Below are 19,509 nucleotides of genomic sequence, written 5' to 3'. Positions count from 1 at the left end.
TTCATGGCTGGCCGCCTTTTCCGGCGGAGCCGGGTGCCTTGCCGCGAATTACCTGGGGCTTGTCCGCCGCCTGGCCGCTCAGGCAGTGCACGTACTGCGCCCAGGAGTCGGCGGAATCGAACCCTCCGCAACCGTGCTCGCAATCGAACACCACGCAGTAACTTTCTCCGGTGTCGGCCTTTCCGATGCCCACCACATGCGCCGCTTCGTGAATCAACGTGCGCACCCGTTGTTCGGGGCTCTCGCGGAAAAAGCCCGGACACAGCACGATCGGCAACCGGTGCCCGACGACGTAACCCGACCGCGTACCGCATTCCGGATCACCCGCGCCGGCCACCCGGTAATCGGTGCCCGGTGCGACATGGTTGATCATCTTGTTCACGATCTCCCCAACCTGCTCCATGTTCGGCGGATCCCAATCGAACATGCGGGTGGCCAGCTGTCGCGCCCGCTGCCGACGCTCGTAATCGGCGATGTCCTGGCGATTGTCGGGAGTGCCGGGGCCGATGCCGGCGGTGCCGAAATAGGCGAGCTGGGTGCGCACCGCGGCCGCACCACGCGCGGCCTCGATGACCTTCTGCTCGGTCGCCGTCGGTACACGTGGTGGCACGGGTTTGGGTGCTGCGGAGGCACCGCTGCCCTTCGGCTGACGCATGACGCCGGTCGCGCCGCGACCAGCCACCGCGGCCGACTGGCCGTTCAGCACGCGCAGGGCTGCCTGATCGGCTTCGCGTTCCAGCGGCAAACTCTCGCCTGCTGCGCCCAGGGCTCCTTGCTGCTGCACCACGTGGGCCAACTCGTGCGCGAGCAGTCCCTGTCCCCGCAGGGTTTGCGGCGCGTATTGCCCGGCGCCGAACACGATGTGCGAACCCACCGTATAGGCGTGGGCATCGACGGCATCCGCCGAGCCGGCGGCGGCGCCATCGGCATGTACCCGCACGCCACTGAAGTCGTGACCGAAATGCTGCTCCATGGCCTCCCGCGTGACACCCGTCAGCGGCTGTCCCGCCGCCGCGATGGTCGTCTCGACGGAGGCGGCCTCGTGCATGCCGTGCCTGGTGCCTGACCCTTGGTGCGCCTGTTTGCTCGCACATTCCGTACACGCGCCGCCGGCCGTGTGCTTTCCACAGGCGCACTTCCGCATGAGGCCGCGTGGCGTGACCATGCGGCTGTCCGGGCCGCGCTGGCGAAGCGACAGTGCCGGAGCGATCGGCCCCCGGTACGGGGTGCGGGCGGTTTCGCCAATCATGTGGGAGCCAGTCCAACAGTCATTTCGAAGAGCCTCCCTGCTTGCCTGGCGCCTTGCATTCGCCCTCGAACGGCTTGGCGATCGGCACGTTGGCGAACAGCGCCTTGTTCTTGTCGGTGCAGTCAACCGGAGCGCCGATCACGTTCTCGATGTCCTTCTGGCTGAGTCGCAGGTCCGGCGGCGGCTGTGGCGGCGGCTCGAGCACGATCAGCGCCCGCCGCAGGGGTTCGTAAATCGCCTGCAGCCGTTCGTCGCGACTGAGCCTGCGGTCACCGCGCCGGCCGGTGCGGAATGCGTCCACATCGGCCTGATCCGCCGACTGCGCATCGACCGACAGGCCCGCGCCGATGACGTGTTCCTGCGCCAGTGGATCGGGCTGGCCTTCGGCCGGCGCCGCGAGTTTGTCCCGCAGGTGCGACATCAGCGCGGGATCGGCCACTTCCTTGCCACTGGCATCGGTGCCAAACAGCTCCGCTCTTCCAACCACGGGATAAGAGGCCGCCAATGCCTGTTTCAGCGGTTCGCTGCGCATGATCATCAAGCCGTCGAGATTCTTCTTGATGCGCTCATCAAGCAGGCGCTTGCCCTGCTCGGCCCGCGCCTTGGCAAGCACGGTGTTGTTCTTGAAGCTGCCACGCTCCTTCTTCTCCGGCCCTTCGGGCGACGCGCTTCCCTCGATGCGCGCAATGCGATAGCCGCCCAGGAGCAGATTCACCGCTTCCTGCAGACCGTTGTCGCTCAACGTCTGCATTGCCTTGTTGGGCGTAGGCGCAGTTTCGGCATACTTGAAGAAATAGGGGATGTAGCGCGTCGGTTTGGCGGCGCTGGGTGGAGGAGCCGGCGGCCGGGCACCTTTGGGCGGAACATGACTGCACGCGAAGCTGATCTTCGGGTCGGTGCATTGGCAGGCACGGCAATCCGGCGCCTGCAGCCGTCGGCGGCCGAACTCGATGCTGACGGTGACGTCGTAACTGGTCTGCTGCTGGTTGCCGCCGGCCACACTGCCCTCGACGACGAGATTGACCGGCCCGGTGTCGAACTCGGCGCGTGCGGTCGCCTTGCCGGTGGCGCCACCGGCCACGCTGGCATTGCCCGTGCCGGTGAGGTCGAGCTTGAATACATCGCTCGCCTGCAGGTTCATCCTGATCTTCGCGCCGGGCTGCAGTTGCTTGAGATCGTCGGCAAACGTGCCGAGGGCCTGCTGCGAGCCCTGTCCTGAAGCGGCGTTCGAAAGGAGTTTGCCGACAGCCTGACCGGCCTGCTTCAGGGCATCGCCGTAATCGACCTCGCCGCGTACTTGCCCCGCCGTGCTGCCGTGGCAGAGATCCAGTTGAAGAAAGGCCGTGCTGGCGGTGATGTCACCCGACGTACTCGTGCGCGTTTCGGGCGCCAATGCACACTTGCCGGGCGTGACCTCGCGAGTGACATGATCGATGCCGCCATCACTTGCCGTCATGTCCCGCGTATCGAGTTCGCGCGCGATCAGCGGCACCCGTGCGCGAGGCAGCGCACCCACCGGTCGGCCGGATACCACGCGATCGGCGGCGTGGTCGGCCTGGCGCTCCAGCGCCGAACCGGGGTCGCTGACCCCGACGGGCACATCCGGCAGGTGCGTCTGCTGGACGGTATGGGCGAGCTCGTGGGCGATGAGGTGTCGGCCCATGGTCGTGCCCGGTGCGTACTGGCCACGGGCGAAGACCACGTCGTGGCCCACCGTGTAGGCGAGTGCGCTCACGGCGTGCGCGGACTCCGCGGCCGCACTGTCCCGGTGAACGCGCACATGGCTGAAATCCTGACCGAAGCCTGACTCCATCGCCGTGCGTGTACGCGGGTCCAGCGGTTCGCCCGAGGATTGCAGCACCCTATGCACGCTTGCGGGTATGGCTTCGACCGACCGCTCCCCAGCGGATTTTCGCTGCATGCGCCGGCGCTTGCAGCTCGCACACTCGCCTTCCGCCGGCGCGTGTGTGCCGCAGGCGCACTTGCGCTGCAGCAGCAGACCGGCGGCGCGCGAAGCTTCCGCCGGTTTCGCTGCCACGCTGGCGCTGTGCTCACCCACGGCGGCCTCCTGCGCGCGGCGGCGTTCCCTTCGCGGAAGCCTTCTTCGCCTTGCGCAGCGCGGCGAGGAAGGCGTCGAGCTTGCCCGCATCGAGTGCGCGCTTTTTCTTCGCGGTGTCGATCGCGTCGATGATTGCGTAGGCCTCGTCGCAGTATTTGGCGAGGAACGGCCAGGTCATCTGCTGCTTGCGGCCCCAGGTGACGCAGACGGGGCCACTTTTCGTATAGCCGGGAACGTAGACGTAGTGGCCGTTGTTCGGGTTCGGTTTGCCGGCCTTGCCGCCGACCACCGCCCACGGCTTGCCGGCGTAGAACTGGGTGAGCGCCGCGTCGGGCAGGCTGAAGCCGAGACCCACGCCGATGTCCATGAATACCGCGCGCTTGATCTCGTTGCGTCTGGCCTGGTTGATCTGCGCGAAGGCCTTGATCCTATAGCGCCGCTTCGCGGCGAGCCAGCCTTTGCTGCGCCATTCCTTCAGCGAATCGAGCACGACCAGGCCGCTGTCGACGCCGCCGCTCTCGCCGAAGTATTCGTGCAGCACATCCTTGTCGCTGATCGCGACCAGCTTGCCCTGTTCGGCCTTCTCGAAGCGCAGGGTCTGGTGCGCGCGGCCGGCGATCACGCAGTCGCCGTACTGGTCGTTGCCGAACATCGGCGTGGGGATGCCGTGGTGGACCACGTCGAAGTCGTATTCGGCCGGCAGTACCGGCGGCGCCTTCAGCAAGGCGGCGAACATCAGGTTGCGGTCATCGCGTTTGGCCTTGCGCTTGCCGAAGCGCACGATGCCGTCGGGTCGGGGCTTGGGGATCGCTGTCATGTCAATGCTCCTTGCCCGCGCCGCGCGCGGCGGGAGGGATGCCCAGGCTGTGCTGCACTGCCGTGGCGATGCGCGGGCCGAGGCGTTCGTGCGGGTGGCCGGCCGGCGGCAACGCTGCCGGCGGCAGCGCGGCGATCGCGCCGAGGCCACGCAGCGCGGCACTCGCGCCCGGTTGCGCCAGCAGGCGTCCCAGCTCGACCTCGAGTGCGGCACGCACGCTTCCGGCGCGTTCGCCAGCCAGCACGGCCTCGTCGACCACCAGCCGCTCGATGTGCAGCGCGATGCTCACGGTTTGCCTCCGGCGCTTTCCAGCCAGCGGAAGTCCGCTTCGTTGACCGGTTTGTCCAGCTTGCGGTACTCGCCGCGTACGGCGTCGAGCAGCAGCGGCATGCCGATCTGCACACCGGCTTTGGCGGCCATGAAGGCAGCGTTGAGCGCGATGCCCTGGATGCTGCCGCCAGTGAGTGGCAGTCGCGCCAGCCGGTCGAAGTCCAGCGCGCCCACCGACGCCTGCGCGGGGAACACCGAGGCCCAGATCGCACGGCGCTCGGCCACGCCCGGGAACGGGAAATTGACCACGAAGCGCAGCCGGCGCAGGAACGCGGTGTCCAGCGCGCCCTTCATGTTGGTGGCCAGGATCGCCAGGCCGCCGAACGACTCCAGCCGTTGCAGCAGGTAGTTCACCTCGATGTTGGCGTAGCGGTCGTGGCTGTCCTTCACCTCGCTGCGCTTGCCGAACAGCGCGTCGGCCTCGTCGAAGAACAGGATCGCGCCGCCGCCCTCGGCCGCATCGAACAGCTTGCGCAGGTTCTTCTCGGTCTCGCCGATGTACTTGCTGACCACGGCGGAGAGGTCGATGCGGTACAGCGACAGACCCAGCTCACGTGCCAGCACTTCGGCGGCCATGGTCTTGCCGGTGCCGCTCTCGCCGGTGAACAGCGCGCTGATCGACAGGCCGCGGTTCATGCGTGCGCGGAAGCCCCAGTCGTCGTAGACGGTGCTGCGCCCGGCGACCTGGTCGGCGATCTGGTGCAGCAGGTTCTTCTCGCCGTCGGGCAACTTGAGATCGTCCCAACCGGCCTTCGGCTCGATGCGCTGGGCGAGCTGGTCCAGCGCCGGCCGCGTATGGGCCAGCGCGCCGTGCCACAACGTCTGCGCCAGTGCGGCGGAGTTGCCCTCCGCTGCCGCCAGTGCGCCGCGCGCGACCTGTTCGATCCGGTCGAAGTTGAAATCGAAATGGCCGGCCAGTTGCCGCGGCTGCGCACCGGCGGCGTCACCGAGCAGGCGCTGCCACAGCGCACGCTGCTCGACCGCGGTGGGCCTGGCCACGTCGACGCTGAGCCCCTGCGCGACCGCCCACGGCTCGCGTACGTCGACGAAGACGAGGCCACCGGTGCGCGCCAGGAAGCGCCTGACCCCTGCGGCGACGGCGTCGCCGTGTTCGACCTCCCCCGCGTCGAGGTACAACGCCAGCGGCAGCAGTTGGCTCTCGCGCTGCCACAGCCGCAACAGGGTTTCCTGCTCGGCCACCGCGGCCGGCAGCAGCTCGGCCGAGAGCCGGTACGCCTGCGCGCCAAACGCGGCGGCGACGGCCTGCGCGATGGCCTGCTTGCTCACGCTGTCGCTGCCGAGCAGTTGCACCGGCGGCAACGGCTCGCCGGGGAGAACGTGGCGCAGATTATCCAGCAGCCGGTCGGCCACTGCCTGCTGCGACGGCGGCAGGGTCGCCGGCGCCAGCGCGGTGAGCAGCGGCGTCAGCCGGTCGTCGAGATAGTTCATGCCCTTGACGAAGGTCACCACGCGCTCGTCGGCAGCGAGTGCCGCGCCGATCAACGGCTGCGCGCCGGGCTGGTGGATCTCGAGCAATCGCCAATAGCGCAGCGGACGCTGCGGCGACAGCGCATCCCAGCTCGGCGCGTCGAGCACCGCGAAGGCCAGCGCGAACGTGGGGTACGGCCGCGACGGATCGTGCTGCGCCTGCGCGCACAACGCGGGGAAGCGCGTGTCCAGTTCCATGCCGATGCACAGCAGCAGCAGGTCGCGCTCGAAGGTGGAGAGGCCGAGCCGGTCGGCGAGTACGGCGAGTGCCGGCGTGTGCTTGCCGTCGTCCGCGTCGTCCGGCAGCGGCGCGGCAGCCGCTGCCGCACCGGAGTCCGGCACCTCGACGACAATCGGCGCGACCGGCGGCGTGTCGATGGTCGTCGCCGGCGCACTCGCCAGCGGCGCGCGCGGCGGCGACGCGGCGAACATCCGCGCGAACCACGAGTGTTTCGGCCCATTCGGCGCGCGCACCGCCGGCGCCGATTCCATCAGCGTGGTGGCTGCCGCAGCAGCCGCCGGTGGCGCGGCCGGCGCGTCGGGCGACTGCGCGGCGCGTTGCAGCCGCACGCGCAGATCCGCCAGCGCCGTGGCGAGGTACTGGTCGTTCGCCTGCAGCCAAGGCGCGTAGTCGTTCATGCCACCACCACCTGCTGGTCCGTGGCGAACGCAGGCGCGCTGCCGCTGAAATCGACCGGGATGCTGTCGGCGCCGTCCACGCGCAGGCGCACGGTGTAGGTCCCTGCGGCCACGCCGGTGAGCTGGAACGTCAGCGCCGTGGGTTGCTTCGGGTCGGCCGGGTTGCTGAGGCTGGCCGGCGTGAGTAATCGGTCGCCGAACAGCAGGAACACGCGCTGGCCGTCGCGGATGCGCGGCATGCAGGTCAGGTTCAAAGTGAAATCGCCGGGCGCCGCGGCGAGCGAGCCAAGCGTGATGCGCGGCGCCAATGCCAGTGGCAGCTCGTTGCTGAGCAGCGCGGGCAATCCCGGCGGCTGCACCAGCAGCGCCACGGTGTAGATACCCGGTGCCCAACGCGAGACGGCATCCGCATCGTCGGCCGTGTCGGCAAGATGCACGCGCAAGCTGCCGCCGGTGTCGCCGGCCAGCGGCGCGATGTCGGTCGGCGCATCGAGGCGCTGGCTGCTGAAACGGGCGAGCGCGTGATCCGTGCCGAGCTGGCGACCGTGCAGCACGATGTCCTCGCCGAGGCGCACGGCGGACTGGTGGCGCGGACAGTCGAGTGCATCCAGTACCGCCGCAGCGGATGCGGTGGCGATCACGCCACGGTCCTGCGCACCGCGCCGCAACACCGGCAGCGGCGCGCGCGTGGCGGCCTGGCTGTCGATCAGCACTACCGCCGCCTCGTACGCAGCCGAGGTGCGGTAGTTGGTCTGGAACGCGGTCCACAGCCGGGACAATTCATCCACACTCTGCGGCAGCGGCGTCACGCGCACGCGCTCGATCTGGTTCGCCAGGTCGTTGTCCGCCAGCGCGTTGCGGATGTCGTTGCCGTCGAGCACGCCGCGGTCGTGCAGGGTGCTCATTGCCGCGGCCAGCACGCGATGGCTGAGCGCGTCGTTGTCGTTCTCGCCGCGGCCCCAGGCGGTGATCACGTAATGCAGGTTCAACGCCAGCGGCGGCGGCGCGGTCTCGCCCGGACGCACCTGGCCGGGCAGGTCGAGGTTGCGCCAGGCCGCGTTGGCGACCACCTGGTACAGGAACAAGTTGAGCTGTACCTTGCTGATCCCCTTGCGCGCCACGTCCGGCGGCTGCAGGGTCACCTCCAGGTCGCTCAGTTCCGCGTCCAGCGCGGGCACCTGCGCCAGCAGCAGGTTGCGCAGCGTGCGCGTGGTCGCGGCGATCGCCAGCACGTTGCTCATGGCGTGGCCTTGCCGCGCTGGCGCAGGTAGTCGTCGAGGCTGCTCGGGCGCGGGCCATCGCGACGACGCGGCGGCGCGGCGGCAGTCGGTGCGGCGCGTACTTCGAGCCGGCCGATGCTGATGTGCACCACCGGCTCACTGCTGGTTCGGCTCTCGCGGCCGGCTGGCACGTCGCGCGGACGGCGCATCGCAGCCGCGCGGTCGGGCTGCGACGACGCGGGCAGACCGTTTGTCGTGGCGAACACCGGCGCCGGCGCGGGCAGCAGGGCGCCGGCCGCGGTTGGCGGGTGCGCCGCTTCGTGCCGGCTGGGCGCGATGCGCGACTCTCGCGGTGAAACGGGCGACGGCGTGGCTGCGGTGCGTTCGGACACGGGCGTCACACGCGATGGTTCGGCGGCCATCGCACGCACCGGCGCTGCCGCGCGCGGCGGCGGCATCGGCGCAGGCGGCGTATCCGTCGCAGCGCGTCCCGGCAGCGGCAACGGCGCTTGCTCCGCCGACGCAGTGCGCGCGGCGCGTGCCTCGATCAACTCCTTCGCGGGCACCGGCGGGCTTGGCGGTGGCGTGGTAGCAGAGGCTGCCGGCGGCATCGGGCCGGTGTCGCGCGCACGTACCGGTGCCTCGCCCTCGTCGGCCATCGCCATCACCGGCGCGCGCTGCAGCGGCTCGAACAGCGACGGCAGCCGCGGCGCCAGCGCCGCTTCGCCGCCGATCGCACGTGCCGCCAGCCGGTCGATGAAATCGCTCATGGCGCGCACAGCTCCAGGTAGGCCTGGCGGCGGCGTGGGCTCAGCGCGAGGATGTCGGCCTCGGCCCAGTGGTAGCTGGCGGCCAGCGTGTCCACCTCGCGCAGCATGTGCAGCGCCCACGCGTGCAGTTCCTGCCACAGGAAACCGGCGATGTCGAACAGCGGCTGCCATTCGTGCGCGCAGTCCGGGCAGCGGAACGCGAGTTGCAGATCAGCCTGCGGATCGGCCTGCGCCATCGCCTGCGCCAGCTCCGCCTGCAGCTCGGGCAGCAGCGTGCGCACGTCGTGCGATCGATCGTCGCGTCGTGCATCCAGCACGCAGCGTTCGAGCAGACGTTCGCGTGCGGCCAACGCGTCGGTGCAGCTTTCCAGTGCCAGCAGGTCGCTGCTGTCGGGCAGGCGGAACTGCACGCGCATGCCGTGCGCCACGTGTTCCAGCGTGGAAGTGGCAGCGGGTGGCGCCGCCAGCCGCAAGTCGTCGCAGCGAAACGTCGCCTCGATCATCGCCGCGCAATGCGGACACGTCGCCACCGCGTCGACCGCACTGCCGAACAGGCGCTCGCGCAGGTCCAGCAGCAGCGCATCGCGCCGGCCCAGCGGCAGCGCCGCCAGTGCCTCGGCTGCAGCTTCGTCGTCGCAGCTGCAGCCGAGCAGCAACAGCCCGCGCGCCGCGGCGGACGGCTCGCCCCCGCGTTCCCAGACCTGCAACAGTTGCGCGGGCGTGGGCGTGTGCATGGTGCTCAGCCGACGACGGGTACGCTGAAGCTGGGCTCGGCCGGCTCGCTCACTCCGGTGTCGCGCTCCCAACCCTCGTTCTCCAGCTTCAGGTGCTGGATCGCCACCGCGTTTGCGTTGGCGTCCAGGTCGGGCAGCGCCTGGTATTCGGAGACCCAGCAGCGGTAGACCTTGTAGGCCAGCGCGAGCTGGCCGGCCTCGTTGTAGACCTCGATGATCAGATCCTTGCGGAAGTCCTTCAACGAAACCTCCGCGCCGAGCCCGGCGCCGAAGTTCCACACCTTGTTCGCCCACTTCTCGAACTCGGCGTCGTGGGTGACGCCGCGCTCGACGGTGATCGCCTCGTACTCGGTGCGCCCGGGCGACTTGCGCGTGCTGCTGGGGTCGCCGCCCTCGCGGTGCTTGACCACCTCGGTGGTGCGCTTCAAGCCCGACACCTTGCTGACGCCGGCCACGTAGCGGCCGTCCCACTTCACCCGGAACTTGAAGTTCTTGTACGGATCGAAGCGCTGCGCATTGACGCTGAACTGAGCCATGTTGGTTTCCTCATGCCTGGATCTGGCCGGCCATCTGCTGCAGCTGGATGACCACGAATTCGGCGGGCTTGAGCGGCGCGAAGCCGACCACGATGTTGACGATGCCGAGGTTGATGTCGTTCTGCGTGGTGGTTTCCTTGTCGCACTTGACGAAGTACGCGTCGGCCGGCGTCCTGCCCTGGAACGCGCCCTGGCGGAACAGGTTCTGCATGAACGCGCCCACGTTGAGGCGGATCTGCGCCCACAGCGGCTCGTCGTTCGGCTCGAACACCACCCACTGGGTGCCGCGGAACAGGCTCTCCTCGATGTACAGCGCGAGCCGGCGCACCGGCACGTACTTGTATTCGTCGGCGAGCAGGTCGGCGCCGCGCAGCGTGCGCGAGCCCCACAGCACCGGGCCGACCAGCGGGAAGCTGCGCAGGCAGTTCACGCCGAGCGGGTTGAGCATGCCGTTCTCGGCGTCGTTGAGCGTGACGGCCAGCCCCTGCACGCCGTTCAGCGCCGCGTCGATGCCGGCCGGCGCCTTCCACACGCCACGCTGCGTATCGGTGCGCGCCATCACGCCGGCGACGATGCCGCAGGGCACGAAGGTGTCGGGCTGACCCTGGCGCTTCGGGTCCGACTCGATCACCCGCGGGAAGTACAGCGCGGCATTGCGTGCGCCTTCGCCGGTCAGGCCGAACGCGGTCAGCACGGCCGGGGTGATCGCGCCGGCGCTGCCCCAGTCGTTCGGCGCATCGACGATCAGCAGCGCGCGTCGCTCGACGCACAGTGCCATCGCGTTCTTGTAGACCATCGTGGACGTGTTGCCCCCGCGCAGGTCCGGCGGAATGCACAGCAGGTTGAACAGGTCGGCCTTCTTCAGCGCGTAGATGCCGGTCTTGGCGGCCGCGTTGCCCAGGTAGGTGTTGTCGTCCAGCGCGGCGCTGTCCACGGCCTGGTCGGCCGCGGCGACGCCGGTGGAGGACTTGTCCTGCTCCCACACGGTCTTGCCGGCGTCCGGGTCGAGGTGCGCGGCGGGTACGGCGGTGGCCGGCAGCGTCAGCGACGACGCCACGCGCAGCAGCGAGGAGCCCGCCTTCAGCACGCGATCGACCCGGCGCGGACTCTCCTTCACGCTGAGGTTGAGGAAACTCTCCTGAGCGCCGCTGGCCATGTCGCGCACGGTGAGGTTGAACAGGTCGCCGACCGCCAGTCCGAAGCCGGCGGCGACGTCGGCCGACGCGTTGCTGTCGATGCGCACGCGCAGCTGGTTGCCCCAGCTGCCGGCCGTGGCCGCCTCCAGCGGCAGGTTGGCGATCGCGATGGCCGCCTTCGCCGGCTTGCCGTCGGTGCCCTTGTACAGCCGCACGATCGCCGCCTGCGCGCCGCCGTTGAGGTAGAAGTCGCGCACGGCGTAGCCCATCGGACAGAGCGGGTCGAGGCTGCCGAACTGGCGCTCGAAGTCGCCGTAGCTGTTGATGATCACCGGGCTTTCCGCGTCTGCGTCGAGCGGGCCGCGCGTGGCGCGGCCGACGAAGGCGGTGATCGAGGTGGCCACCCCGGTGATGGTGCGCACGCCGCTGGGAATTTCCTCGACGTAGACGCCCGGATAGGTGAGCGCAGATGGCATGGGATCGATCCTCCGAAAGTGAAAACCCCTGTAGCGATCAATGCGGCGAGGGTCGCCGGTGCTCGTTCAACGCGTACAACACCTCGCCGTCGGGAAGCCGGTCGCGATGCAGCAAGCCTTCCGCCACCAGCGCCGCCAGCACCTGCTCGATGCGCTGGCGGCTGTTCTCGTACCGCTGCTGCGGCAGCCACCAGTTGACGACGCCGCGCAAGGTGTCCGCCGCGCGCGGGTGGTCTTGCAGATATGCCAGCACCGAATGGCGAATCTCGTCGTCATCGCTTGCCGGGGACCCGCTAGTCGAGGGCTTGGTCATGGCGACATCCCGCATCTGCGTCGACTGTGGCAACGAGCGTGCCAGCGCCCGCTGGCGGCGAAACGGCATGGCGCCGGGCCCAGGTCCCGTCGGCGGCGGTGCGACCGGGTCAGGACTGACCCGGCCCCGAGGCGCAGCGCGAACGATTGCACCCGGTCTACCCCGTTGCTTCTGCCGCGCCGCTTGCCACGGGACGGACACGGCGCGGGCTTCGGTCTGGGGCGGAGGGCGGCCACGGCGTGTTCAGTGGGCGGTGCCGAAGCCGGCGAAATATTTCTTGAACGCGCCGATCTCCATCGCGAACACGCCATCGGTGGTCTTCAGGGTGACCGGCCGCCACCAGCTCACGTCGTACATGGAAATGGTGGCGTCCAGCACGCTGGCGGTAGCCTCGGTGTTGCCCCAGGGATTGCGCAGCACGATCCAGCGCCGGCACTGGCGATAGGCCCAGCCGAGCACGGTGTAGCAGTGCGAGCCCACCACGTGGGCGCTCGCATAGTCGACATGGTCGGGCGCGGCGTCGCCGGAGGAATACGTCCACGCCGTCATCGGGTTGAAAGTGCGATACGAAAGGCAGTTGGAGCGCAGCAGTTGCCACAGCTCGTCGGCGCTGTGATCGGCGGTGTTGTAGTAGTGCCGCGTGCCCCCGTTGAGCTGGGCAGTCGCCCACACGCAATCGCCCCAGGCGGTCTGGGTGATGTCGGGCATGTCGGTGCTGGTGCCGGTCTTGAGCTTGGCATAGGCCTTCTCGTAGACGGCCGGCCAGCTCTCGCTGCTTTCGCTGGAGCGGCAATAGATCGGATAGCCGCCGGCGGTCAGCGGCACGGCTTCGGACACCTGGACCGCCCGGTCCAGCGCGCCGCCGGAATCCGGCGTGCAGAAACTGATCTGGTCGTTGAACTGCGCCTGGATCGGACCGGTGGCGCGAGTCTGGTGTGCCAGCCGGAACGGCGTGGCCCAGGCGACCGCCGACAACGCCGCGATGTAATAGCAGTTGGCCACGGCGCCCTGTACCGGATCGAAGAACTCGGCGGTCTCGTTGAAGAAGTCGCCCGATGCGGCCCAGTGCGCGCCCGGCGGTGTCCAGCCGGCGGCGATCACCTGCTTGACGAGCCTGCTGTCGGCGGTGATCGCACGCACCACGTCGGCGGACAGCGCGTTGCCCAGCTGCAAGTCGCGCAGCGCCGGCGGCAACCGCAACACCAGCTGCAGCCGCGTGAAGCGCGACAGGTCGGCGCACAGGATCGGCCAGTCCAGGAGGGATTTCAGCACACCCGTCCTGGCCAGCTCGGCCAGCGTGGCGTGCGCATCGATGCTTTCCAGACCGCCGCCGGCGGCGTCGTCGCCTTCCCGGCGCGGCTGCAGGTCGAGTAGCGGCGAGCGCTGCGGCACCAGCTTGAGGTTCGCGTCCAGCGCCATGCCGACGTAGAGCGGTCCGCCGAACTTGGGATCGAACAACTCCTCGTACGGCGTGGCCAGCACCTGTTCCAGCACACGATGCGGATCGGGCAGCTCGTTCCACGGAATCGGCTGGCCCGCGACCAGTTCGGCCAGCGCGTACGGGTTGATCACCGCGCAGTTCTGCCCTTGTCCGCCGGTGGCCGCGGCCGTGCGCGCGCGGGCCGATGCCGGCCGCGCGGCGGACCGGCTGGAGGTCGTTTTCGACTTGCTGGTTTTCGACGTTGCCATCTCGTTCTCCCTGGCCAGGTGGCGCGCCGTGGGTGGCCGGAAGGACACGATCGCGACGCGGGACCGGCTCGGCAGGATTCGTCACGCCCTGCGGCGCCAGTCCATCGCTGGACTGGCAACAGGCATGCCATGGAACGGGGGAGCGGAAATGGCGCGGCGGCTGGGCGCGAACGATTCGGCGGCTCGATGCCGGGGCAGCCCTGACCCGTTCCGCGCACGCCATGGGTAACGGCGCACCCGCGGCTGCGGTGGGCTCGGGAATTCACTGGCGCGTGCGGAAGGCCTTGATGCCGATGCCGTGCTTGACCAGCAGCTTGCCGAGCTGGCGGCGCTCGGTGCCGGACAGCCGCGCGGCGGCGCTGATGTTGCCGCTGGCGCGTTGCATCAGCTGCACCAGGTAATCGTGCTCGAACTGGTGGATCGCACGGGTCTTGGCCACGCGGAAGCCGAGCTCCGGTTCGTTCGCCCGCCGCCGCGGCTGCGGGCGTGGCCCGATGAAGGCCGGATCGGCGGTGGCCAGCGCGGTCAGGCCGACGATCGCGTCGTCGCTGCACATGTAGGCCCGCAGCGCGACGTTGTCCAGCTCGCGCACGTTGCCCGGCCAGGCATGTGCCTGCAGCGCGGCCATCGCCGGCTCGCTCCAGTGCTTGAACGGGCCATGCAGGCGAATCGCCACCGCGTGCAGGAAATGCTGCGCCAGCAAGGCCACGTCACCCTCGCGCTCGCGCAGCGGCGGCAGATGCAGGTACAGCGCGTTGAGCCGGTACTGCAGATCCTGCCGGAAGCGGCCGGCTTCCACCTGCCGCGCCAGGCAGCTGTTGGTGGCGGCGATGATGCGCGCATCCGACGTGCGCATGGCGCCGCCGCCGACCGGGCGGTATTCGCTGTCCTGCAGGAAGCGCAGCAAGGTCACCTGGCCCTTGGCCGAGAGCGCGTCGACCTCATCCAGGAACAGGGTGCCGCCGCGGGCGTGGTCGACCAGGCCGGGCTGGGCCACCTTGGCATCGGTGAAGGCGCCGCGGCCGTGGCCGAACAGTTCGCTCTCGATCAGGCTGTCGGGAATGGCGCCGCAATTGACCGGCACGAAGGGAAAATCCCGGCGCGCGCTGGCGTAGTGGATTTCGCGTGCGGCGACTTCCTTGCCGGTGCCGGTTTCGCCCTCGATCAGCACCTGCACGTCGCAGGCGGCAAAGCGCTGCAACTGCGCCCGCACCGCGACGATTGCCTGGGATTGGCCGATCATGATCGGCATCATCAGCTCCCGAAGTAGACCTCAAGAAAACCCCGCCGCGCCGTCGTCGGCGTGCACAGGAATCCCCCTGGCTTCCTTCCCATCCGGCCTGGCGCCGCCGGATCGGAGCAACGGTCGCAGTATGCGCAGCCGGCGGCTGTAGTTCAAGAACGCGCGTACTGCCATCCGCGGGCGGCCAAGGATGTAGGCGGCGACCTACGACAACGTGATACACGAGGCCCGCGCAGGGGATGCGGCAACCCGTCACGGAATTCGATTCGGCGATCACCGGGGTGCTGGCGTATCCTTGCAGGTTGACCGCCGCGCGCTTCGCGCCTTCGCTGCATGGCCGCGGCCACGACCTCCTGCAACCCGACGGCCGACGCCCCGCGCGCCGCCGATCAACCCGGACGAGAAACCCCCTGATGGTGGCCATGGCAACCGAGCACGTGATCGACGTGCAGCATTGGAACGACACGCTGTTCAGCTTCCGCACCACCCGCGACCCCGGCTTCCGCTTCGACAGCGGCCAGTTCGTGATGATCGGCCTGGAGGCGGAAACCCGCCCGCTGATGCGCGCCTATTCCATCGCCAGCGCCAGTTGGGAGGAGCACCTGGAGTTCTTCTCGATCAAGGTGGCCAATGGCCCGCTGACCTCGCGCCTGCAGCACCTGCAGCCCGGTGACCCGCTGATCGTCACGCGCAAGCCCACCGGCACGCTGGTGCTGAACGACCTCAAGCCCGGCCGCAACCTCTACCTGCTCGGCACCGGCACCGGGCTGGCGCCGTTCCTCAGCATCATCCGCGACCCGCACACCTACGAGCGCTTCGACAAGATCGTGCTGGCCCACGGCGTGCGCCGGGTCGAGGACCTCGCCTACGCCGACTATCTGGAAAACGAGCTGCCGCGGCACGAGTACCTGGGCGAGCTGGTGCGCGAGAAGCTGATCTACTACCCGACCGTGACGCGCGAACCGTTCCGCCACCATGGCCGCATCACCGATGCGATCGTCGACGGCGCGATGGGCGCGGCCACCGGCCTGCCGCCGCTGAACCCGGCCACCGACCGCGTGATGCTGTGCGGCAGCCCGGCCATGCTGGACGACCTCAGCGCCCTGCTCGACGGCCGCGGCTTCCAGGCCTCGCCGCGCACGCGCGAACCGGGCGACTACGTGATCGAGCGGGCCTTCGTGGAGAAGTAGGAGCCCGCTCGCGGGCGATGCCGGTGCCGCCGCGCATCGAAGTATTCTGGCTCCAGCAGCATCGCCCGCGAGCGGGCCCCTATCTCTGGTTCACCGGAATGCCCATGCTCGACATCGCGCTCTACCTCCTCGCCGCGCTGCTGATCGTCGGCGGCCTGGCCGGCGCCGTGCTGCCGGCGCTGCCCGGCATCCCGATGCTGTTCGGCGGCATCTGGCTGGCCGCGGCAGTGGACGGCTACCGCCACCTGGGCCTGTGGTGGCTGCTGCTCATCGGCGCGCTGGGCACGCTCGGGGTGATCGTCGACTTCGTCGCCAGCACGCTCGGCGCCAGGCGCGTCGGCGCCAGCAAGCGGGCCCTGTGGGGCGCGGCGCTGGGCACCGTGCTGGGCATGTTCTTCGGCATCCCCGGCCTGCTGTTCGGGCCGTTCCTCGGCGCGCTGGCCGGCGAGCTGGCCTCCGGCACCAGCGTGCTGCGCTCGGCCCACGTCGGTGTCGGCACCTGGCTGGGCCTGCTGCTCGGTACCTTGGTCAAGCTGGTGCTCTCGTTCGTGATGGTGGGGTTGTTCGGGCTGGCAATGCTGTTCGGCTGAGCTTCCGGCACATGCCTGCGGCATGCGCGGCGTCCTAGGCTGGCGCCTCCCCAGGGAGAACGCCATGTCCAGACGCCTCATCTTCGCCTTCGCCGCCGTGCTGGCCGCGACCGCTTCGCTGCACGCCCAGACTGCACCGCCGGTCTGGATCGCCCGCAGCAACGCCGACTCGCAGATCCTGCTCGAACAGATCGCCCGCTTCAGTCCGGAGTTCGCCTCGCAGATCGGCGTATCCGGCTACGACGACAAGGTCGCCGACCTCCGCCCCGGCGTGGACGAACGCTCGCGCGCCGCGCTGGTTGCGGCCAAGGCGAAGCTGCAGACCCTGCTGGCGGCGGAGCACGACCCCAACGTGCGGCAGGACCTGCAGATCCTGATCAAGACCACCGCCGAGCAGATCGAGGGCATCGACCTCAACCGCAAATACCTGCTGCCGTACACCGACGTCGGCGAACTGGTGTTCAGCGGCGAATTCAGCCTGCTGAAGGACGACGTGGCCGCCGCGCGCCGCCCGTCCGCGCTGAAGCGCCTGCAGTGCTACGTGGGCAAGGCGCCCGGCTGCACGCCGATCGCCGAGCTGGCGAAGGCGCAGACCGTCGCCCGGCTCGGCAACAAGGCGCTGCTCGGCCCGTATCGGGGCGAAGTGGAGCAGAAGCTGTCCAACACCGCGCGCTACGTGGGCGGCATCCGCCAGCTGTTCGCCAAGTACAAGCTGGACGATGCCGAGGGCAAGGCCGCGCTGGATGCGCTCGATGTGCAGCTGAAGGCGTACGACGGCTGGGTGCGCGGCACCGTGCTGCCGCGCGCCCGCGCCGATTTCCGCCTGCCCGAGCCGCTGTACGCCTACAACCTGCGCCAGGTCGGCATCGACATCCCGCCGCAGCAGTTGATGGAGCAGGCGCAGCTGGAGTTCGTCGAGCTGCAAGGCATGATGCAGGTGCTGGCGCCGGTGGTGGCGAAGGCCGAAGGCATCGATGCCACCGACTACCGCGCGGTGCTCAAGGCACTGAAGAAGGACCAGTTGGGTCGGGACCAGGTCGAGCCGTGGTACCACGAGGTGCTCGGCCACATCGAGGACACCATTCGCCGCGAGCGCATCGTCACCCTGCCGCAGCGCAAGATGCAGATGCGCCTGGCCTCCGACGCGGAAGCCGCGCAGGTGCCGGCGCCGCACATGGACCCGCCGCCGTTCATCAACAACCACGGCGAGCAGGGCACCTTCGTGCTGACCATGGGCAACCCGGGCAAGAACGGCGACGCGACCCAGGCCTACGACGACTTCACCTACAAGGCCGCGGCGTGGACGCTCACCGCGCACGAGGGCCGGCCCGGCCACGAGCTGCAGTTCGCCGCGATGGTCGAGCGCGGCGTGTCGCTGGCACGCAGCCTGTTCGCGTTCAACAGCGTCAACGTGGAAGGCTGGGCGCTGTATGCCGAGTCGGAGATGCTGCCGTACGAGCCGCCGGCCGGGCAATTCGCCGCGCTGCAAGCGCGCCTGATGCGCGCCGCGCGCGCCTACCTCGACCCGATGCTCAACCTCGGCCTGATCACCCCCGAGCGTGCCAAGCAGATCCTGATGCACGAGGTGGGCTTGTCCGACGCGCTCGCCACGCAGGAGATCAACCGCTACACCTACAATTCGCCCGGCCAGGCCACCGCGTATTTCTACGGCTACCTGCGCCTGCAGCAGCTGCGCCTGCAGACCGGGCTGGCGCTGGGCCCGAAGTTCGACCGCCTGGCGTTCAACGATTTCGTGATCGGCCAGGGCCTGCTGCCGCCGGAGCAACTGGCCGAAGCGGTGCGCACGCAGTTCATTCCGGCCCGGCAGAAACCGTGACCGTCAACGCCGCGCGCTCTTCGCCAGCCAGCGGGCGAGTTGCGCGGTGTCGCGGCTGAGCGCGGCGGGCAGCACGATGTAGTGCCGGCTCGGCGCGGCGCCGGGCCTGGCGACCAGCCGTGCCGTGCCCGCGATGCGCAGCAGCGCCGGCTGCGCGGCCGGCGGCAGTTTCAGGGCCAGGGCGCCTGGCGTCAGCCAGGCGCACGGCTGCTCGTCGAGATACGCCATCAGCCCGCCGAACATCGGCCGGAAGCGCAGCGTGTGCGGCCGACCCAGGTGGCTGGCCGCATCCTCCAGTTCGCGGCGCCGCGCCGCCAGGCCCGGCGGCGCGCTCACGCCGGATCGGGAATCACGTACAGCAGCACGGCGAGGAAGTGCAGCACGCTGCCGGCCAGCACGAACCCGTGCCACAACGCGTGGTGGTACGGCAGCCGCCGCCACAGGTAGAACGGCACGCCCAGCGTATAGGCCAGGCCGCCGGCGAGCAGCAGTGCGGTGCCGCCGGCCTGCAGGTGCTCGCTGAGCGGCTTGAATGCGACCATGCCGATCCAGCCCATGCCCACGTACAGCAGCACCGCCAGCTTGCGGTGGCGCCCGAGCAGACCCAGCTCCAGCGCGCTGCCGGCCAGCGCCAGCGCCCACACCGCCACGAACAGGCTCCAGCCCCACGTCCCCGGCAGGGCGACCAGGGTGAACGGCGTGTAGGTGCCGGCGATCAGCACGTAGATCGCGATGTGGTCCAGCGCGCGCAGCGCCGGCTTGGCCGCCGCCAGCGGAATCGAGTGGTACAGCGTGGAGGCGGTGTACAGCAGCACCAGCGAGGTGCCGAACACCGCGCAGGCGACCACCGTCAGCGCGTTGCCGTGCAGCGCGGCGAGCGCCACCAGCGTCGCCAGCCCGGCGATGCTGAGCACGATGCCGAGGCCGTGGATGATGCTGCTGGCCAGCTCGTCGCCGAAGCTGTAGCGAGGCATGACGGCGCTGGACGATACGGACATCGGGACTCCCGGTGGCACGGAATGCGTACGCCTACCTTAACCGCGCATGCCGACCGTGCCTACCGTGGCGCGGCGTCGCAGCGGCACGGCACGCGCTACTCGATGATGAAGGCGCCGAACGCCACGCCGAGGTTCCAGCCCTCGCCCTTGCCGCTGAGCGCCAGCGAGACATTGCCCTTGGTCAGCACCTGCGCC

18 protein-coding genes are annotated in these 19,509 nt (G+C 69.6%); 3 read left to right on the top strand and 15 right to left on the bottom strand.

Translation table 11 applies throughout. The features are described 5' to 3' along the window. Nucleotide 1: 1 nt before the first annotated feature. The 13 genes from B1991_RS13815 to B1991_RS13755 all read right to left on the bottom strand — a co-directional run bounded on the left by B1991_RS13815 (nt 2) and on the right by B1991_RS13755 (nt 14,699). On the bottom strand, nt 2–1,048 hold the full coding sequence (locus B1991_RS13815) for a DUF4157 domain-containing protein (protein ID WP_210772139.1): 1,047 nt from the start codon (nt 1,046–1,048) through the stop codon (nt 2–4). A gap of 220 nt (nt 1,049–1,268) precedes the next feature. Next, nucleotides 1,269–3,287 carry an eCIS core domain-containing protein gene (locus tag B1991_RS13810; RefSeq protein WP_168709654.1) on the bottom strand — a complete coding sequence of 673 codons (2,019 nt, stop codon included), beginning with the start codon at nt 3,285–3,287 and terminating at the stop codon, nt 1,269–1,271. Between the two features lie 13 nt (nt 3,288–3,300). Continuing rightward, nucleotides 3,301–4,125: a hypothetical protein gene (locus B1991_RS13805; RefSeq protein ID WP_136259261.1), complete on the bottom strand. Its 825-nt coding sequence runs from the start codon at nt 4,123–4,125 to the stop codon at nt 3,301–3,303. 1 nt (nt 4,126) lies between these two features. Continuing rightward, nucleotides 4,127–4,414, bottom strand: coding sequence for a hypothetical protein (locus B1991_RS13800; RefSeq protein ID WP_136259260.1), 288 nt, complete (start codon nt 4,412–4,414; stop codon nt 4,127–4,129). Beyond that, nucleotides 4,411–6,582 (bottom strand): ATP-binding protein, encoded by a 2,172-nt coding sequence (locus tag B1991_RS13795; protein ID WP_136259259.1) that lies wholly within the window; start codon nt 6,580–6,582, stop codon nt 4,411–4,413. The genes B1991_RS13800 and B1991_RS13795 overlap by 4 nt, the downstream gene beginning before the upstream one ends. Further along, on the bottom strand, nt 6,579–7,823 hold the full coding sequence (locus B1991_RS13790) for a Pvc16 family protein (protein ID WP_136259258.1): 1,245 nt from the start codon (nt 7,821–7,823) through the stop codon (nt 6,579–6,581). Before B1991_RS13790 ends, B1991_RS13795 begins: the two co-directional genes overlap by 4 nt. Beyond that, nucleotides 7,820–8,572 (bottom strand): hypothetical protein, encoded by a 753-nt coding sequence (locus tag B1991_RS13785; protein WP_136259257.1) that lies wholly within the window; start codon nt 8,570–8,572, stop codon nt 7,820–7,822. The genes B1991_RS13790 and B1991_RS13785 overlap by 4 nt, the downstream gene beginning before the upstream one ends. Then, on the bottom strand, nt 8,569–9,306 hold the full coding sequence (locus tag B1991_RS13780; protein ID WP_136259256.1) for a T4 family baseplate hub assembly chaperone: 738 nt from the start codon (nt 9,304–9,306) through the stop codon (nt 8,569–8,571). The genes B1991_RS13785 and B1991_RS13780 overlap by 4 nt, the downstream gene beginning before the upstream one ends. Nucleotides 9,307–9,311: 5 nt before the next feature. Next, nucleotides 9,312–9,842 carry a phage tail protein gene (locus tag B1991_RS13775; RefSeq protein WP_136259255.1) on the bottom strand — a complete coding sequence of 177 codons (531 nt, stop codon included), beginning with the start codon at nt 9,840–9,842 and terminating at the stop codon, nt 9,312–9,314. Between the two features lie 10 nt (nt 9,843–9,852). Next, nucleotides 9,853–11,454 (bottom strand): phage tail sheath family protein, encoded by a 1,602-nt coding sequence (locus B1991_RS13770; protein WP_136259254.1) that lies wholly within the window; start codon nt 11,452–11,454, stop codon nt 9,853–9,855. Between the two features lie 37 nt (nt 11,455–11,491). Next, nucleotides 11,492–11,767 carry a hypothetical protein gene (locus B1991_RS13765; protein ID WP_136259253.1) on the bottom strand — a complete coding sequence of 92 codons (276 nt, stop codon included), beginning with the start codon at nt 11,765–11,767 and terminating at the stop codon, nt 11,492–11,494. Between the two features lie 243 nt (nt 11,768–12,010). Beyond that, nucleotides 12,011–13,456, bottom strand: a complete 1,446-nt coding sequence (locus B1991_RS13760; RefSeq protein WP_136259252.1) for a C2 family cysteine protease — start codon at nt 13,454–13,456, stop codon at nt 12,011–12,013. A 262-nt stretch (nt 13,457–13,718) separates the two neighbouring features. Next, the gene (locus B1991_RS13755) at nt 13,719–14,699 is read right to left on the bottom strand and encodes a sigma 54-interacting transcriptional regulator (RefSeq protein ID WP_136259251.1); all 981 of its coding nucleotides are present in this window, start codon (nt 14,697–14,699) and stop codon (nt 13,719–13,721) included. 410 nt (nt 14,700–15,109) lie between these two features. Between B1991_RS13755 and B1991_RS13750 the strand changes: the two genes are divergently transcribed. The 3 genes from B1991_RS13750 (at nt 15,110) to B1991_RS13740 (ending at nt 18,316) form a co-directional block, all read left to right on the top strand. After that, entirely contained in the window at nt 15,110–15,889 is a 780-nt protein-coding gene (locus tag B1991_RS13750) for a ferredoxin--NADP reductase (protein WP_425466697.1), read from the top strand. 104 nt (nt 15,890–15,993) lie between these two features. After that, nucleotides 15,994–16,479 (top strand): DUF456 domain-containing protein, encoded by a 486-nt coding sequence (locus tag B1991_RS13745; RefSeq protein WP_136259249.1) that lies wholly within the window; start codon nt 15,994–15,996, stop codon nt 16,477–16,479. A 64-nt stretch (nt 16,480–16,543) separates the two neighbouring features. Beyond that, the gene (locus B1991_RS13740) at nt 16,544–18,316 is read left to right on the top strand and encodes a DUF885 domain-containing protein (RefSeq protein ID WP_136259248.1); all 1,773 of its coding nucleotides are present in this window, start codon (nt 16,544–16,546) and stop codon (nt 18,314–18,316) included. Between the two features lie 3 nt (nt 18,317–18,319). On the opposite strand, the gene B1991_RS13735 is transcribed toward B1991_RS13740, so the two are convergent. Next, nucleotides 18,320–18,652 carry a TfoX/Sxy family protein gene (locus B1991_RS13735; RefSeq protein ID WP_136259247.1) on the bottom strand — a complete coding sequence of 111 codons (333 nt, stop codon included), beginning with the start codon at nt 18,650–18,652 and terminating at the stop codon, nt 18,320–18,322. Next, nucleotides 18,649–19,314 (bottom strand): PAQR family membrane homeostasis protein TrhA, encoded by a 666-nt coding sequence (gene trhA, locus B1991_RS13730; protein ID WP_136259246.1) that lies wholly within the window; start codon nt 19,312–19,314, stop codon nt 18,649–18,651. The genes B1991_RS13735 and trhA overlap by 4 nt, the downstream gene beginning before the upstream one ends. Nucleotides 19,315–19,509: the final 195 nt, after the last annotated feature.

Source organism: Rhodanobacter lindaniclasticus (genome assembly GCF_004799035.1).
Lineage (GTDB): Bacteria > Pseudomonadota > Gammaproteobacteria > Xanthomonadales > Rhodanobacteraceae > Rhodanobacter > Rhodanobacter lindaniclasticus.
The sequence above is the reverse complement of the archived record's forward strand: the minus strand, read 5'-3'. Positions and strand labels throughout refer to the sequence as shown.